Source organism: Rhodospirillales bacterium, from assembly GCA_014323865.1.
In the GTDB taxonomy this organism is placed as follows: domain Bacteria; phylum Pseudomonadota; class Alphaproteobacteria; order SP197; family SP197; genus SP197.
On sequence record JACONG010000016.1, the window covers coordinates 460,455 to 477,166 of the forward strand.

Below are 16,712 nucleotides of genomic sequence, written 5' to 3' on the forward strand. Positions count from 1 at the left end.
GCCTGGTTCCGGGTGCTCCGCGCATGACGAAGGGCGGTGGTCATGACCAAGCAGGACTGTCCGTCAGATCTTTCCGACTTGCAGCAGCGGATCGCCGCCGTACGCGAACGGGAGGACGCCGCCAGACGGCCCGATTCCCGGAAGCGCGCGACAGCGACCGGCTACGGCATGGCTATCCGGTTGGCGATGGAGATGGTTGCGGCCCTGGCCGTGTCCGTCTTTCTGGGTCTCTGGATTGACGGCGAGTTGGGCACCGCGCCCCTGTTTCTCATGATCCTGCTGGTCATGGGCATGGGGGCCGGATTTATCAACGCTTACAAGGCCGTAAGCGGCTTTACACACGGATCGCTCCGCGCTCCGAAGAACGACGAGAAGAACGACAAAGAGGACCGGGCGGGTGGCGACTGACTCTCACGGCGATGGCGGACACAGCCCTCTCGAGCAGTTTGCTGTTTCGAAGATCATCGGGATCGACATCGGCGGTCTGTCGTTCCACATCACCAACTCCGTCGTCTGGATGATGGCCGCCACGGTCCTGATCATTGCCTTCACCACGATCTTCATGCAGAAGCGCGCTCTTGTTCCGGGCCGGATGCAGTCCCTGGTCGAAGTCTCTTACGAGTTCATCGCCAACATGATTCGCGACAATGTCGGGAGCGAGGGCCGGCCCTTCTTCCCGTTCATCTTCACGATCTTCATGTTCGTGCTGTTCTGCAACATGCTCGGTATGCTGCCCTACAGTTTCACGGTAACGAGCCAGATCATCGTGACCTTCGCACTCGCCTTCACCGTCTTCATCGGCGTCACCATCGTCGGCTTCGTGAGGCACGGCCTTGGCTTCTTCGGATTTTTCCTGCCCCACGGCGTGCCGGGTTTCCTCGCACCTCTCGTCATCCCGATCGAGGTGCTGAGCTACCTGATCCGCCCCGTCAGCCTGGGTCTGCGTCTGTTCGCAAACCTGACTGCCGGCCACACCATGCTCAAGGTGTTCGCGGGCTTCATCGCCCCGCTGGGTGCCTTCTACATCCTCCCGGGTGCGATCCCGATGGCGGCGACCATCGGCCTCACCCTTCTCGAATTCGCGATCGCGTTCCTGCAGGCCTATGTCTTTGCAGTGCTGACCTGCATCTATCTGCACGACGCGATCCACATGCACTGAATCAACGGTGCTCTCGGGGGCGCTCCCGGGAACGCCACAACAAACCTCAAAGGACCAGGGAAGAGGACATTGATCATGGAAGCTGAAGCTGCAAAGCTCATTGGTGCCGGTCTGGCCGTGATCGGCCTTGGCGGCGTCGGTGCCGGTATCGGCAACATCTTCGCCTCAATGATTTCGTCGGTCGGCCGCAACCCGGCCGCGGCGGGTAACGTCCAGGGCTTCATGTGGATCGGCTTCGCGCTGGTCGAGGCCGTGGCGCTCTACGCGCTGCTCATCGCGCTTCTGCTGCTCTTCGTGTTCTGATCGCCGCGCCGGACCGTCTGACGGGTCCGGCGCATGTTCTTTCCGAACAGGAAGGCTCGAAGCCATGCCTCAGTTGGAATTCTGGCACTTTCTGCCGCAGTTTTTCTGGCTCGTCGTTTGTTTCACGATCCTCTACTGCGTGATGGCCTTCGTCGCACTGCCGCGCATCGGCAGCGTGCTGGCCAAGCGCAAGGAGAAGGTCGAAACCGACCTCGACGCTGCCGAGAAGGCCAGGTCGCAGGCCGATGCGGCGCTGGAAGCCCACGAGGCTTCGCTGACCGGCGCCCGTGACGAAGCCCATGCCGTGATCGCGGCGGCCTCGGAAGCCGGTGCCAGGGCGGCCGAAACGCGCAACCGCGAGCTCGACGCCGAGATCGCCGGGCAGATCGAGGAAGCCCGGCGCGCTATCGCCGACGCCAGGTCCGAGGCCATGGACAACCTGACCGGCATGGCAGCCGAAGCGGCACGCGATGCGACCGCCAGGCTGATCGGTGTCGAGGTCTCCGAAGACGACGTCAACAGGGCCGTCGCGGCCTCCAGGGAGGCCTGAGGATGGACAAGCTCTTTGCGGATCCGACCTTCTGGGTCGCAATCGGTTTCTTCGCGGCCATTGCAATCGTCTGGAAGCCACTCTCCAGGATGATTCTGGGCGGCCTCGATCGCCGTAGCGAGAAGATCGCAAGCGCGCTCGACGAGGCCCGTCGCCTGCGCGAGGAGGCCCAGGAACTGCTGGCGTCCTACGAGCGCAAGCAGCGTGAGGCCACCAGGGAAGCCGAGGGTATTGTCAACCAGGCGCGCGAGGAAGCGGACCGTTTGACCAGGCGGGCCGCCGAGGATCTCGAGAATCAGGTCGCGCGCCGCCGACAGCAGGCCATGGACCGTATCGGCCAGGCCGAGGCGGACGCTGTGCGCGAGGTTCGCACAAGCGCGGTCGATCTGGCGCTGAAGGCCACCCGCAAACTGCTTGACGACAGGATCGGTGAAGCCGAACAGGCCAGGCTGGTCGACGACGCAATCGCCGAGGTCGCCAGGCGGCTGCACTGAGTTCCCGGGAGAGTTCCTAGGAGAGTTCCCAGCATATCCGGAGGCAAATCCGGACCCCGAAAGGGCATCGGCGCCAACGCCGGTGCCCCTCGTCTTCCCGAAGAGATCGAGGCACGTGTCTGGCCAGTGACGCTCTGACGGATGGGGGCTTCCGCCCGGTGACCTCCGGGAGGCCATCGCAACGATTATCGATAGCTTGACGCCACAGCACGGCACGAACGTCTTCGCCGCCGGGGATAACAATGATCGTTCAATGTCAATCGATGTCGAGCGGGGGCAGGGTGTTCACGATTTTCACGGTCTCCAGGCTGACGGTGATGACACGCCGGAACAGGTCGAGCGGGTAGCGGGGATCGCCCATGGTCTCGTTGGCAAAGTCGTTGGCATCGTTGACGATGCCGCTGGCCTTGTCGGTCTTCACCGCCTGCCGTTGCATCACCCATTCGAGTGCGGGCCTGCCGTTGACGATGTAGTCCCAGGCTTCCGGCGGAATGTCCGTGATGACGATGTGCTCGTTGTAGATGACCGTGGTTCTGTCCTTCTCCCGTCCCTTGCCGCCGAACTTCATCTTCCTCACCCGGTAGAACGCGACCGGATCGGTCCGGGCCTCCGTTATCAGGCGGTGGTCGCCTTCCCTGAAGGTGACCGCAAAGGGCTCGACGCTGCCGAAATTCACATGCAGGTCGCCAAGGGCGCGGCCCGCATCGCGGAAGGCGGCAAAATCCTCGAAGCGCTTCACCGGCGGAATGCGCGGCAGGGCCTTGGCGAGGTTGTTTCCGAAGCGTGTGCGATAGTCGGGCGCATGAAGCAGGCCATAGATATAGTAGAAGAGGTCTTCCTTGCCGATGTCCCGACCGGGATAGGCGGCGCGGAACGGTGCCAGCCCCGCATCGGCAATGGCCTCGCGGCGGGTGAGGTCATGGCCGGTTTCGGTCTCCCCGCCGCTCAAGAGACCGCCCTCCGGCCCTGCCTGCTCGTAGAGGTAGAGCGGGAAGCACTGGCCTTTTTCTATCGTGTCAAAATTGGGCACCGCGTCCGTCATCAGTGCTGAAAACCCGGCCCCCGCTCCGGTGCCCGAGACCTGGATGACCCTGTTTTTTGCCTCCGCATGGGGGAAGATGCGCGGCATCCGGTAGACCATCTCATTCAAGCGGCGGTCAAAATAAAGCCATTGTTTGTGAAACGGGCGATAGAGGCTGGGAACGATGTTCCCCGCGTCGAATGCTATCCTGCGGCCCTTCTTCAGGTCCTGTTTCAGGGCGCGGCTCCAGTTGATTGCCCTGGAGTCGGTGTTGACGAAGCCATCCACATCGGGCTTTCCCCGGCCTCGGCATGGCGGTCAGCTTCGGCGTTGTAGAATTCGATCATGCGGGCCATGTTGTCCATGAGTTTCCTGTGGCTCGACTGGATGCACCATGCATCGCGGCTGGTGACAATTCCGCAGGAGTAATTCCCGAATATCGCCATATCGGCTGACGTCTTGTCACCCATTGCAGGGAAACGCTCGAAGCTCCGGTCCACCTGATCGAGCCAGTCGTTGTTCGCGTCCGGCGTAATCTGTGTCCAGTTCCCGGCCTGTGTGATGCCATCGATCGAACGGAAGTCCCGGATAAGGCCCAGCTTCTGTTCGCGGTCGAGATCGTCGCCGATGTCGTGGAAACGGATGTGCCCGTGTTCCGTCGCCCCGGGGTTCTTGACCAGAATGGCAATGGATGTGCCGGTCATGCTGGCCGATCCGAAGATGTTCCCCCCTTCCCCGGCAGCCCCCTTCGAGAGCATATCCTTGCGGATGTCGCCCCGCAGGTGGAACACATAAAGATCGCTGAACTCCTCGGCCAGACACGCGCGCAGACCGTCCATCGCATTGCCATCAATCCAACCCGCATTGGTGACAAAGGCCATCACGCCCGCATCCCCGATCCGGTCGCTGGCCCAGCGGAAGGCGCGGATGTAGCTGTCATAAAGGTTTTTCTTCAGCACAGCATTGGAACGATCCGCGTAGGTGTCCCTGATCCTGGCGTCGAGGTTTTCGTATTTCAGATTCTTTGCATTATCGTTTTCTTTCTTCTGCCCGGCAGAATAGGGCGGGTTGCCTACGATCACCCGGATATCGAGTTTCTTCTGCCGCGTCCGGCGTTCCGAATTGTCGGGCAGCAGGTCGGCGATCATGTCGCGTTCCTGTTCGTACATCTGGAACGTGTCGGTCAGCGCGATACCGGTAAAGGGCTCGTAGGGCGCGTTGTCCGACAATGCGCCATGGGCCCGTTCACGATACACGGTCTCGATATTGATGGCCGCGATGTAATAGGCCAGCAGCACGATCTCGTTGGCGTGAATCTCACAGGCGTATTTGTGCGCCATTTCTTCGGGCGCGATCAGGTCCGACTGCAGGAGCCGGGCGATGAAGGTGCCCGTGCCGGTGAAGGGGTCGAGGATATGCACACCCCTCGATCCCAGTGTCTGGCCGAACTGAGCCTTCAGCACGTCATTGACCGAACGGAGGATGAAGTCCACCACCTCGACCGGCGTGTAGACGATGCCCAGCCGCCCGGTCAGGTGCGGAAAGGCATTGCGGAAGAACCGGTCGTATAGATCGGCGATCAGCCTCTGGCGCCCGTCGGCGGTGACCACATCTTCGGCGCGGCGCGCCACGCTGGCATAGAACCGGTCCAGGTCTGTCGTTTCCTTTGCCAGATTGTGGCCATGCAACTGTTCCAGCACGGTTTCCATGGCACGCGATACCGGGTTCTGTGCCGTAAAGGCGTTGTCCCCGAAGAGCGTGTCGAAGACAGGCTTCGCGATGAGATGCTGGGCCAGCATCTCGATGGCCTCCGCCTCGGTGATCGACGGGTTCAGGTCGTCGCGCAGTTCCTCAAGGAACGCCAGGAAGGCCTGCCGCGCCGGGCCGTCACAGGCAACGATGGTCCCGATGCGTGTGATGTGCGTGCCGGCAATCCGCGCGATATCCCCGGTCCAGGTTTCCCAGTAGTCGCGGGTGCCGCATTTCTCGACAATCCTCGCCATGATGGCGCGGGTTACGGCGTCGAATGCCAGCTCGTACTGGGGTTCCGGGTTATGGATGTACCGGGCTCCCGGGTCACGGCCCCCGCGCCCTTCCTTCCCGGTCCCGCCGGTGGAGAAATCCTCGACAACGGCGGTCACCGCATCGAGTTCCGCCACACGTATCAGGGCGATCCGGTCGCTGATATCCTCGCCGATGCGGGCCTGGTTGATGCGCGCATCGAGCCGTTCGTCATGGGCGCGCAGCGCGTTCAGGATCTGCCAGATCACCCGGTAGCGCTCATTGTCATTGAGCGCCTCCTCGGGGCTGATGTCGGGCGGAATGGCAACGGGCAGGATGACATAGCCCAGCGTCTTGCCTTCGGCCCGGCGCATGACGCGGCCCACCGACTGCACCACTTCGATCTGGCTCTTGCGCGGATGCATGAACAGGATCGCATCCAGGGCAGGCACGTCCACCCCTTCGGACAGAACCCTTACGTTGGTCAGGATGCGGCAGGTGTCCTCGCCTGCCTCTTCACGGAGCCAGTCCAGCCTCTCCTCGCGCGCCGAAGCATTGAATTTGCCGTCGATATGGCGCACCTCGGTGGTGATGTGCCGGACATCCTCGCCGGAGTCGCTGGTGTATTCGGCAACCACCTGCGCAAACTCCTTCTCGACGATGCGGGAGGCGGCAATTTTGTCGCAGAACACCAGCGCCCGCTTCATGGGGCAGGTATCGTCCTTCATGCCCTCCTTCGCCAGCGCCTTGTAGCAGCCGACGATCTTGGTCGCGTCGCCCAGCGTCAGTTCGGGCCCGTCGCGCAGGCGGTTCTGCACAGTCGTCGAGACCAGCCTTTCGTCCACCGCCAGCACGACCACCTTGTAATCGGTCAGCAGCCCGTCCTCCACCGCCTGGCCAAAGCCCAGATGGAACAGTGTCTCGCCGAACATCTCCGCGTCATCCATCGAGGCGAGGGCGGCCTCATGGTCGTCCGCCTTCCGCTTCGCCCCTTCCCCGAAGATACGCGGCGTCGCCGTCATGTAGAGCCGCTTGCGGGCCGACACGTGTTCGTTGCGGTGGATGCGCACGAAGGCGCTGTCGTCCTCCCCCTTGAGCGTGACGCCCGTGGTGCGGTGCGCCTCGTCGCAGATCGCGAGATCGAACGCCGGCAGGCCGTGGTCCTTCTGCGCGCGGGTCAGCACGTCGATGGAGTGATAGGTGGCAAAGACCACCGTCATCCGCTCCGCCGGGGCACCGGCCACCTGACCGGCGAGCCGGTCCGCATCGGTCGTGGCCGGAAAGGCCAGGTCATGCACGGTCAGGTCGAGGCTGTCGGGGTCCGGCCGCCTCTTGCCCACCGCCTGATCCGAGCAGACCGAAAAGGCGGTGAAGTCCTGCGCACAGTCGGTCTTCCATTCGCGCACCGTCTGCGACATCAGCGCCAGCGACGGCACCATGCAGAGCACACGCCCGCCACGCCCCGCCATGGTCTCGGCAATCGCAAGCGCGGTGAAGGTCTTGCCCGTGCCACAGGCCATGATCAGCTTGCCGCGGTCGGCGTCTGCAAGACCCTTGGTCACCGCCTGCAGCGCATTGCGCTGGTGGTCGCGCAGCTCCTTCTTCGGCGCGAGGCTGACCGTGCCGCTGCGCAGGAACCGCGACCAGTCGATGCCGCTGGCCTCCAGCTCGCCAAGCCCGATCCGGTTCCAGTTCTTCGAGAGGTTTTCGAGCGTTTCCTTCGCATTTCGCCCGAAGCCGTCCTGGCTCGTGTCAACAATAATCAGGCGGGTGAACGTCTCGTTTCCCGCCGCCGAGATGAAGCTGTCGATCGCGGGCTTGGAGATGCGCCCGCCGCGCTCCAGAAACTTGCACTGGATCGCCGCATGGCCCGAGCCGTCGGCATGTGTCGCCACCAGATCGATCCCGATGTCGGTCCTCGCCCGGCCCTGCGCCTCGGCCCACTCGCCATAGGGCTTCACATCCGACCAGAACTGTTTCTGCACCGGATCGTGCAGAAGATAGGCGCGCACAACCCGCTCGAAACAGTCGCCCTTCTCGCGTTCCGAACGCGCCTCGGCGCGAAATCGCTCCAGAATGTCGCGCAGCGACATTGCGCCCGGCTCCGCCGCCGGGCCGCCATCTGTCACCGCCCTGACGTCATGCCGTGGATCTTGTTCGTCTTTGTCCGTTCCCGTCATAACCTTTTCCGTCATACTGGGCTCCACAATGTGCGGCCGCGTGGCGGAGGGAGCGGGATTCGAACCCGCGAGGGCTTTCACCCAACACGCTTTCCAGGCGTGCGCCTTGAACCGCTCGGCCATCCCTCCGGAAGGGTGCGAGCCTAGAACGTCTTCATCTCAAGCTGAATGGAAAAAGGGGGCCCCCATTCGTTCCGCCACATGATTCTGTACCCACAAGTCACACGGGAAGCAGATATGGCGCGTTGTTACGGATTGGACCTTCGCCACCGCAGGATATGACCGCGATCAAATTGAATCTGCTCTAGGCAGCCCGGTTTGTCTCCGGTTGCGGTCGCCAAGTCAGCACCGGATGGCGGGCTGCCGCCGTTTCGTCCAGGCGGCTCCAGGGTGCCAGATGCGGTGCGTCGTGGAACCACGCGGCGTCGCCCGACTGTGCGCGCTCCATGAGGTGCAGCATGGTGTCGCAGAAGAGGTCGAGGCTCTGCCTGCTTTCGGTCTCGGTCGGTTCGATCAGCATGGCACCGTGCACGACCAGCGGGAAGTACATGGTCATCGGGTGAAAACCCTCGTCGATCATTGCCTTGGCGAGGTCGAGCGTGCTGACGTCGGTGTCCCTCAGCGTGTGATCGTCGAACAGGCACTCGTGCATGCAGGGGCCGGGGAACGGCAGGTTGTAGGCACCCTTGAGGCGCGCCATGACGTAGTTGGCGTTGAGCACCGAATCCTCGGCGACCTGGCGCAGGCCGTCCGAGCCGTGGCTCATCATGTAGGCCAGGGCACGCACGAACATGCCCATCTGGCCGTGGAATCCGCGCAGCCGGCCAAAAGACTTGCCGGTCGCATCCTGTTCCACCAGCGACCACGATTCGCCGTCGGCCACGACGCAGGGCAGCGGCGCATAGGGCACGAGCGGCTCCGACAGAACCACGGGCCCGCTGCCCGGCCCGCCGCCGCCGTGCGGCGTCGAGAAGGTCTTGTGGAGGTTGATGTGCATGGCATCGACACCGAGGTCGCCGGGCCTGACCCGGCCGACGATGGCGTTGAAGTTCGCACCGTCGGCATAGAAAAAGGCGCCTGCGTCATGGATCAGCTCGGCCACCTGGACGACCTCGTCCTCGAACAGGCCGCAGGTGTTGGGGTTGGTCAGCATGAGCGCTGCGACATCCTCATCGAGCGCTTCCCTGAGCACCTCGACATCAATGCGCCCGCGCGCATTGGCGGGGATCGACTCGACCTTGTAGCCGCACAGCGCCGCCGTCGCCGGGTTCGTCCCGTGGGCCGATTCGGGCGCGAGAACGCGCTTGCGCGCATCGCCCCGGTCGGTCAGCGCGGCCCGGATCGTCATGAGCCCGGCGAGCTCGCCATGGGCACCCGCGGCCGGCGACATCGCCACACCCGGCATGCCCGTCAGCGTGCAGAGCCAGTGGGCCAGCGTGCCGATCAGTTCCAGGCAGCCCGTCACCGTCTGTTGCGGCTGCAGGGGATGCGCCATCGCAAAGCCTGGCAGACGCGCCACCTTCTCGTTGAGCCGGGGGTTGTGCTTCATCGTGCACGAGCCCAGAGGGTAGAGCCCGGCATCGATCGCGTAGTTCTTCTGGGAGAGCCGGGTGAAGTGGCGCACCACCTGGGGTTCCGACACACCGGGCAGGCCTATCCGGCCTGCGCGTTCCAGGCCGCCGAGCTTCAGGGCCAGGCCCTCGGGCTCCGGCAGGTCGACACCCGTGCGGCCGTCGGCATCCTGTTCGAACAGCAGTGGTTCGTGCATCACAAGGCCACGATGGCCCGAGGACGTCATCTGGGTCATGACAGCACCTCCCCAAGACGGTCGGCGAGCGCTGTGATCTCATCCGGTGTCGTCATCTCGGTCGCCGCCACAACCATCAGCTCGGCCACGTCGTCTCTCCCCGGCATGAAGCGCGAGAGCGGAACGCCGCCCAGAACGCCGCGCGCGGCCAGGGCATCGACCACGCCGGCCGCCGGTTTCGACAGCCGCACCGTGAACTCGTTGAAGTAGCTCTCGTTCAGCACCGTCACACCGTTGACCGCAGCGAGCGCCGCCTCGGTTCGCAACGCCGCCTCATGATTGAGATGGGCCAGGCGCGTCAGACCGGCCTCACCGAGCAGCGACAGGTGGATCGTGAAGGCAAGGGCACAGAGGCCGGAGTTCGTGCAGATGTTGCTGGTCGCCTTTTCGCGGCGAATGTGCTGTTCGCGCGTCGAGAGTGTGAGCACATAGCCGCGCCGCCCGTCGACATCGGTGGCCTCGCCCGAGAGTCGGCCCGGCATCTGGCGCACGTACTTCTCGCGGGTTGCGAAGAGGCCAAGGTAGGGGCCGCCGAAACCCGTGGGATTGCCGAGCGACTGGCCTTCGCAAACAACGATGTCAGCGCCCATCTCGCCGGGGGGGGTGACAAGGCCGAGCGAGACCACCTCGGTCACCACGGCAACCAGAAGCGCGCCCGCGGCGTGGCAGGCATCGGCCAGGACACGAAGATCACGCAGCCGGCCCATGACGTCGGGCGTCTGAACGACGACACAGCTCGTGTTCCCGTCGATCAGCGCCGCGAGGTCCTGGACGCCTTCAGGGTTGAGCTCCTGGCTCGCGATCTCGAAGTCGCCGTAGCGCGCGTAGGTCTCGACGGTCTCGCGGTAATGCGGATGAAGCCCGCCCGACAGCACCGCCCTGTGACGTCGTGTGACGCGGTTGGCCATCAGCACCGCTTCGGCCGCGCCCGATGCGCCGTCGTACATTGAGGCGTTGGCCACATCCATGCCGGTCAGCATCGCAACCATGGTCTGGAACTCGAACAGCATCTGCAGCGTGCCCTGACTCACCTCGGGCTGATAGGGTGTGTAGGAGGTGAGGAACTCGCCGCGCTGAATCAGGGCATCGACCGTGGCCGGAATGTGATGGCGATAGGCACCGCAGCCGACGAAGCTCGGCGTATTGCCGCCATGCAGGTTCTTCGCCGCCATCGCTCCCAGGGCGCGCTCGACGGCAAGTTCGCCCTGATGGGGCGGCAGGTCGACCGGGCCGTCGAGCCAGACATCGTGCGGCACGTCCACGTAGAGGTCGTCCATGCTGCCGGCGCCGATCACATTCAGCATGGCCCGGCGGTCGGAGTCGGTATGGGGCAGGTAGCGCATCAGTCGAGCTCCGCCAGAAATTCCTGATAGGCCTTCTCGTCCATCAGCTCCTTGAGCTGGGCGGGGTTGTCGACACGCATGCGAACGAACCAGCCCGAGCCATAGGGCTCAGCATTCACCTGGGCGGGGTCTTCGGAGAGCGTTTCGTTGACCTCGACGATCTTGCCGTCGAATGGCGCGTAGACCTCGCTGGCCGCCTTGACCGACTCGACGACGCAGGCTTCCTCGTTCCGGGTCACGCTGCGCCCGGTCTCCGGCAGTTCGACGAAGACGACGTCGCCCAACTGCTTCTGGGCATGGTCGGAAATGCCGATCGTGGCGATGTCGCCGTCGACCGCCACCCACTCGTGATCCTTGCTGTAAAGTCTGTCGCTCATGTCTGGTCTCCCTCAACCTCTGTGATAACCCGGTGGTACGAAGGGCAGTGCGGCCACCTCGGCGGCAACTCCCCTGCCCCGCAACTCAAGCTCCAACGCCGTGCCCGGCGTGGCATGGTTCGCATCGACATATCCCATGGCGACCGGCCCGCCGACGGTGGCACCGAAGCCGCCGCTGGTGACATGCCCGATCTCACGGCCGTCGCCGTCCCGGACGGCCGCGCCTTCACGCACCGGCGCCCGGCCCTCGGGCCGGATGCCGATACGCTTCCGCGACGGACCGTTGCGAAGCTGCTCCTGAACGACCGTTGCGCCGGGAAAGCCGCCTTCGGTGCGCCGCCGCTTCTGGATGGACCAGGCGAGCCCGGCCTCGACCGGCGTCGTCGTTCTATCGATGTCGTGCCCGTAGAGGCAGAGCCCGGCCTCAAGTCTGAGGCTGTCGCGTGCGCCCAGCCCAACCGGCTCGACCTCGTCCTCCTCCAGGAGACGACGCGCCAGAACCTCGGCCGCGTGGCCCGGGACGGAAATCTCGCAGCCGTCTTCGCCGGTGTAGCCCGAGCGGCTGATCAGCAGGCGCTCGCCCTGCCAGGTCCAGGTCGCCGCCTGCATGAAGGTCAGCTGCGCGACCTCGGGGATGAGGCGCGCCATCACGCCGATCGCCCCGGGCCCCTGCAGGGCAATCAGCGCCCGGCTCTCCAGCACCTCGATCTCGCAGTCGCCGGACAGATGTTTCTGCATCAAGGCGAGGTCGTCGGCCTTCGTCGCGGCGTTGACCACCATGTAAAGGTGATCGCCCATGCAGGTGATCATCAGGTCGTCGAGAATACCGCCCTGTTCGTTGGTGAACTGGGTGTAGCGTTGCCGGCCCGGCTTCAGGTTGACGATATCGGCCGGCACAAGCCGTTCCAGCGCCGCGGTGACGGTCCCGAGCGGCGCGCCGCCCCTGGCGGTCAGCCGCATCTGTCCCATGTGTGAGACATCGAACAAGCCTGCCGCGCTGCGTGTGTGCTTGTGTTCGGTGATGATGCCGGACGGAAACTGCACCGGCATGGCGTAGCCCGCAAAGGGCACGATGCGCGCGTCACGCTCCCGGTGAAGGCCGAGCAAGGGGGTCGTCAGCAGGTCGTCATCCGTGTTCACCCGAACACCTCCGCGCAACAGCAACAGCCGGCGTGTACGCCACGCCTGCGTTGCCCCCTCTGTCGCACGACCTGAGAGTGTTCGCCGGCCGAGCCGGCTTTCCCCTTCGGTGAGACGGCACAAGACGCCGCCTGCTCTCCAGAGTGGCCATCCTGCTGCGGTCCGTTTGCCTGAGAGTTTCCGGGGCAGGTTGCTCCTTCGGCACCGGTCATCACCGGTCTCTCCCGCAGCATTCAGCGGCCATGTCTATTATCGGTGCTGGGCGACGCCAGGGCAACCGCATTCACGCGACCGTGATAACGACCGGTGTGGCGGGGCCGGTGTGGCGGGATCGGCGACCGATCCCGCCGGCGTCCGAACGCTAGAACACCTGCAGCGCCCGGCTCTCGCCAAGCTGCTCCGGGGTCAGCTGGTAGCCGATATAGATGGTGTAGAACGACGCGTCGGAGATCTTCGCATAGCGCAGGCTCTGGAAGACGTCCTCAATGTGGCCGATCTCGAGCGCATCGCCCGGAAACGCGATGTCGATGGCGAAGACCTGCTTGGCCAGGACGTTGCCCTCCGGATCGGCGACCGCGACAAAATAGGGCAAGCGGGCCACGGGTCCCTCCGCCGCCGGTCCGCGCAGGGCGCGCACGGCGAAGCGCACCTCGACGTCGACCCGATTTTCCTCGGAATAGTAATCGCAGACCCAGTCGACCGCACCGATGGCAGCGTCGAAACGGACGTCGAGCATGTCGCGGCCCTCGCCCGGCGCGTAGAGCGTAAGTTCGGAGGCTTCGTCGACGATCAGAACCTGGGGACAGGTCAGAACGACAGTCGCTTCGCCTCCGGTATCGCAGGCGGCCAGTGCCAGAAGCGCCAGCAGGGGCAACGCAAAGCGTCGACGGGACCGTTGTCCGGACGTCATCGGCACCGGCAACAGATCAGAGCCTGTTGTGTGTGCCGTCGCAGAACGGCTCGCTGCCGCTGTGCTTGCAACCGCAGAACCAGACGGTCTTGTCTTCCTCGGCCGTGTAGATGCAGGGCTTCATGCCAACAGCCTTGTGGGCACCGTCGCAGAACGGCTGGGTCGCGCTGCGCCCGCAGCGGCACCAGAAATACTTCTCTCCCGCCTTGATCCCGACCTTGTAGGGGCCCTTTTGGGCAATCACGACCTCGTCGCTCATGTCTCGTCCTTCCATGATGGCAAGGGAACGGTTATGTGAAAGTGGCGCTACCATAGTGGCGCAGAGGTCCGTGAACAAGCTCGCGAAGGGGCGCGCGCTGCAACACTGGCCTGCAAAACCGAACGAGGAAAACGACGCGATGAACGTGCTCCGGGAGCGGCCAGCCATGCATGTCCTGCTTGCCAGTCCCCGCGGCTTCTGTGCGGGTGTCGACCGTGCGATCCAGATTGTCGAACAGGCGATCGAACAGTACGGCGCGCCGGTCTACGTCCGCCACGAGATCGTGCACAACCGCTTTGTCGTCGAGGCGCTGGAGGAGAAGGGCGCCATCTTCGTTGAGGAACTCGACGAGATTCCCGATGACGATCGGCCTGTCGTGTTTTCGGCCCATGGCGTGCCGAAGGCCGTGCCGGCGGAGGCCAGGAGGCGCGATCTGTCTTACCTTGATGCGACCTGCCCGCTGGTCAGCAAGGTTCACCATGAGGCCGGGAAACATCATCGTGCCGGACGCAAGATGATCCTGATCGGCCATGCCGGCCATCCCGAGGTCGTCGGCACCATGGGCCAACTCCCCGGTGGCGCGATCATTCTGGTGCAGTCCGAGGACGAGGCCGAATCCGTTGCTGTCGATGACCCCGCGGCCCTCGCCTACATCACGCAGACGACGTTGTCGGTCGACGACACCGCCTCGATCGTGGAAATCCTGCGCCGGCGGTTTCCTGACATTCACGGGCCGCACCGTCAGGACATCTGCTACGCGACCACGAACCGGCAGGAGGCGGTGAAGGCCATCGCCGAACGCTGCGACCTCATGCTGGTGATCGGCGCGAGCAATTCGTCGAACTCCGTACGCCTGTTCGAGGTCGCCAGGACCTCCGGTGCCAGCAACGCCATGCTGATCGCCCGGGCGTGCGAGCTCGACCCCCATGTGCTCGATGGCGTGCGCACACTCGGCATCACCGCGGGTGCCTCCGCGCCTGAGATCCTTGTCGAAGAGGTGCTCGAGGCGCTGGGGCGCGACCACAACATTACCATCGAGGAGGTCGAGGTCACCCGCGAGAATGTTCACTTCAAGCTGCCCCGCACGCTGGCCGGCTGACGCGTTCGTCACATGGCCGTCTACACCGACGTCGCCGCAGAGGAACTTGAGGCCTTCCTCGCCGACTACGATCTGGGCTCGCTGCTCTCGCTGAAGGGCATTGCGGAAGGCGTGGAGAATTCCAACTACTTCGTCATGACCGATGCGGGCCCGTTCATTCTGACCCTCTACGAGAAGCGGGTCAGCGCCTGCGACCTGCCGTTCTTCCTGGGTCTGATGGATCACCTCGCACGGCAGGGTTTCCCCTGCCCGACCCCGATCAAGGACCGCAGCGGTGCGGCGCTCAAGGAGCTGAACGAACGTCCGGCGGCGCTCATCAGCTTTCTGAAGGGGCTGTCGCCACGCCGCGTCTCGGTCGAGCATTGCGCAGCAGTCGGCCGCACGCTGGCCGAGATGCACATCAAGGGCGCCGATTTCAGCATCAAGCGTCCCAACGCCCTTTCACTCGCCGGCTGGCAGAAGCTGGCTGACGGCTGTCGAGGCCAGGGCGACGGTGTAGCGCCCGGCCTGTGCGATGAGATTGCCGCCGAACTCGAGGTGATGCAGGCACAGTGGCCGGCGGATCTCCCAGCCGGAATGATCCACGCGGACCTCTTCTGTGACAACGTCTTCTTCGACGGCGGCCAGCTCTCGGGCGTGATCGACTTCTACTTCGCCTGCAACGACCTTCTGGCCTACGACGTAGCGATCTGTCTCAACGCCTGGTGCTTTGAGAACGCGCACGAGTTCAACGTAACGAAGGCGCGCGCCATGCTTGACGCCTATCGCCAGGTTCGCCCCTTCGAATCCGCCGAGATCGTCGCCCTGCCGTTGCTCGCGCGCGGCGCAGCCCTGCGATTCCTGCTCACCCGGCTGTTCGACTGGCTGCATCCGGTCGACGGCGCCCTGGTGACGCCGAAGGATCCGAGGGAATACCTCGCCAGGATGCGTTTCCATCGCGGCGTCGACAGCGCGGTCGCCTATGGATTGATGGACTCTTGAGCGAACCTGTCACGATTTACACCGATGGTGCGTGTTCGGGGAATCCGGGCCCCGGCGGCTGGGGTGTGCTCATGCTGTGGCGTGACGAGGAGAAGGAGCTGACCGGCGGTGCGTTCGAGACGACGAACAATCGCATGGAGCTCCTGGCCGCGATCCGTGCGCTCGAAGCGCTGAAGCGTCCGACCAGGGTGATCCTCCACACCGACAGCACCTATGTGAAGGACGGCATCACGTCCTGGCTGCCGCGCTGGAAGACCAACGGATGGAAGACCTCGGCCAGGAAGCCGGTGAAGAATACTGACCTCTGGCAGGCGCTCGACGCCGCGGCCGAACGCCACGAGATCGACTGGCGCTGGGTCAAGGGACACGGAGGCGATCCCGGAAACGAGCGGGCCGACGACCTCGCGCGTCAGGGCCTGGCGCTCTATCTCGGAGAAATCTGAAAGAACGTTCTGTTTTGTTGTTGCCTCGGTCGCTGGGCGTGTGAGGCAAACGAAACAGGACAACGAGCGCTCCAGGATGGCTCTGAGCGCCCGGTTCTTCGTCAGCCGAGCTGCTCGAGCATCGTCTCGGCGCTCGTCGAGCCGTAGCCCTCTTCGTCGACGTTGAGCTGCTGGACGACACCGTTGTCGACCAGGATCGAGAAGCGTTTCCCGCGCATGCCGAAGGCGACGCCCGAGAGGTCGAGCTCGAGGCCCAGCGCCCTGGAGTAGTCGGCAGCGCCATCGGCCAGCATCATGACCTTGTCGCCCACGTTCTGGTCGTCGCCCCAGGCGCCCATGACGAAGGCGTCATTGACCGCCATGCAGGCAATCGTATCGACACCTTTGGCCTTCAATGCATCGTGGTGCAGCACGAAGCTCGGCAGGTGCCTGGCCGAGCAGGTCGGCGTAAAGGCACCCGGCACCGAGAACAGGACGACCTTCTTGCCGTCGAACAGTTCGCTGGTGCTGACCTCGGACGGTCCGTCGGCCGTCATGATGTGCATGGTGCCCTGGGGCATGGTGTCACCGACCTTGATCGTCATCGCTCTTCTCTCTCCCTGGTGAATAGCGGCCCTGGCGTTGCCGGGTCCGCTCTGATATGGC

15 protein-coding genes, 1 tRNA gene, 1 pseudogene and 2 riboswitches are annotated in these 16,712 nt (G+C 64.2%); of the genes and pseudogenes, 8 read left to right on the top strand and 9 right to left on the bottom strand.

The genetic code is table 11. The annotated features are described in order from the left end of the window. The first annotated feature begins 42 nt into the window (after positions 1-42). From GDA49_11170 to GDA49_11190, 5 genes are all read left to right on the top strand, one after another. Positions 43-408: an AtpZ/AtpI family protein gene (locus tag GDA49_11170; protein MBC6440943.1), complete on the top strand. Its 366-nt coding sequence runs from the start codon at positions 43-45 to the stop codon at positions 406-408. After that, positions 398-1,159 carry a F0F1 ATP synthase subunit A gene (locus tag GDA49_11175; protein ID MBC6440944.1) on the top strand — a complete coding sequence of 254 codons (762 nt, stop codon included), beginning with the start codon at positions 398-400 and terminating at the stop codon, positions 1,157-1,159. The genes GDA49_11170 and GDA49_11175 overlap by 11 nt, the downstream gene beginning before the upstream one ends. 75 nt (positions 1,160-1,234) lie before the next feature. Next, on the top strand, positions 1,235-1,462 hold the full coding sequence (locus tag GDA49_11180) for a F0F1 ATP synthase subunit C (protein ID MBC6440945.1): 228 nt from the start codon (positions 1,235-1,237) through the stop codon (positions 1,460-1,462). A gap of 64 nt (positions 1,463-1,526) precedes the next feature. Next, positions 1,527-2,012 carry a F0F1 ATP synthase subunit B' gene (locus tag GDA49_11185; protein ID MBC6440946.1) on the top strand — a complete coding sequence of 162 codons (486 nt, stop codon included), beginning with the start codon at positions 1,527-1,529 and terminating at the stop codon, positions 2,010-2,012. A 2-nt stretch (positions 2,013-2,014) separates the two neighbouring features. Continuing rightward, a complete protein-coding gene (locus GDA49_11190; GenBank protein ID MBC6440947.1) occupies positions 2,015-2,506 on the top strand; it encodes a F0F1 ATP synthase subunit B in 492 nt (163 codons plus the stop codon). 256 nt (positions 2,507-2,762) lie between these two features. Here the strand turns inward: GDA49_11190 and GDA49_11195 are convergent. The 8 genes and pseudogenes from GDA49_11195 to GDA49_11230 form a co-directional block, all read right to left on the bottom strand. Then, a pseudogene (locus tag GDA49_11195) lies at positions 2,763-7,621 on the bottom strand (DEAD/DEAH box helicase). 128 nt (positions 7,622-7,749) lie between these two features. Then, positions 7,750-7,837 (bottom strand) — tRNA-Ser (locus GDA49_11200). A gap of 175 nt (positions 7,838-8,012) precedes the next feature. Further along, the gene (gene gcvPB, locus GDA49_11205; protein ID MBC6440948.1) at positions 8,013-9,515 is read right to left on the bottom strand and encodes an aminomethyl-transferring glycine dehydrogenase subunit GcvPB; all 1,503 of its coding nucleotides are present in this window, start codon (positions 9,513-9,515) and stop codon (positions 8,013-8,015) included. Next, on the bottom strand, positions 9,512-10,858 hold the full coding sequence (gene gcvPA, locus GDA49_11210; protein ID MBC6440949.1) for an aminomethyl-transferring glycine dehydrogenase subunit GcvPA: 1,347 nt from the start codon (positions 10,856-10,858) through the stop codon (positions 9,512-9,514). Before gcvPA ends, gcvPB begins: the two co-directional genes overlap by 4 nt. Continuing rightward, positions 10,858-11,235, bottom strand: coding sequence for a glycine cleavage system protein GcvH (gene gcvH / locus GDA49_11215; protein MBC6440950.1), 378 nt, complete (start codon positions 11,233-11,235; stop codon positions 10,858-10,860). Before gcvH ends, gcvPA begins: the two co-directional genes overlap by 1 nt. 12 nt (positions 11,236-11,247) lie before the next feature. Next, positions 11,248-12,375 (bottom strand): glycine cleavage system aminomethyltransferase GcvT, encoded by a 1,128-nt coding sequence (gene gcvT / locus GDA49_11220; GenBank protein ID MBC6440951.1) that lies wholly within the window; start codon positions 12,373-12,375, stop codon positions 11,248-11,250. Between the two features lie 49 nt (positions 12,376-12,424). After that, positions 12,425-12,523: riboswitch (glycine riboswitch) on the bottom strand. Then, positions 12,524-12,612: riboswitch (glycine riboswitch) on the bottom strand. It lies immediately after the preceding riboswitch. Between the two features lie 124 nt (positions 12,613-12,736). Further along, positions 12,737-13,291, bottom strand: a complete 555-nt coding sequence (locus tag GDA49_11225; GenBank protein MBC6440952.1) for a hypothetical protein — start codon at positions 13,289-13,291, stop codon at positions 12,737-12,739. A gap of 10 nt (positions 13,292-13,301) precedes the next feature. Then, positions 13,302-13,544 (bottom strand): CDGSH iron-sulfur domain-containing protein, encoded by a 243-nt coding sequence (locus GDA49_11230; protein MBC6440953.1) that lies wholly within the window; start codon positions 13,542-13,544, stop codon positions 13,302-13,304. Between the two features lie 139 nt (positions 13,545-13,683). Between GDA49_11230 and ispH the strand changes: the two genes are divergently transcribed. The 3 genes from ispH to rnhA are packed head-to-tail and all read left to right on the top strand — an operon-like array spanning position 13,684 to position 16,067. After that, entirely contained in the window at positions 13,684-14,643 is a 960-nt protein-coding gene (gene ispH / locus GDA49_11235; GenBank protein MBC6440954.1) for a 4-hydroxy-3-methylbut-2-enyl diphosphate reductase, read from the top strand. A gap of 12 nt (positions 14,644-14,655) precedes the next feature. Then, entirely contained in the window at positions 14,656-15,624 is a 969-nt protein-coding gene (locus GDA49_11240; GenBank protein ID MBC6440955.1) for a homoserine kinase, read from the top strand. After that, on the top strand, positions 15,621-16,067 hold the full coding sequence (gene rnhA / locus GDA49_11245) for a ribonuclease HI (protein MBC6440956.1): 447 nt from the start codon (positions 15,621-15,623) through the stop codon (positions 16,065-16,067). Before GDA49_11240 ends, rnhA begins: the two co-directional genes overlap by 4 nt. Positions 16,068-16,168: 101 nt before the next feature. Here the strand turns inward: rnhA and GDA49_11250 are convergent, their stop codons facing one another. Then, the gene (locus GDA49_11250) at positions 16,169-16,651 is read right to left on the bottom strand and encodes a peroxiredoxin (GenBank protein ID MBC6440957.1); all 483 of its coding nucleotides are present in this window, start codon (positions 16,649-16,651) and stop codon (positions 16,169-16,171) included. Between the last annotated feature and the right edge of the window lie 61 nt (positions 16,652-16,712).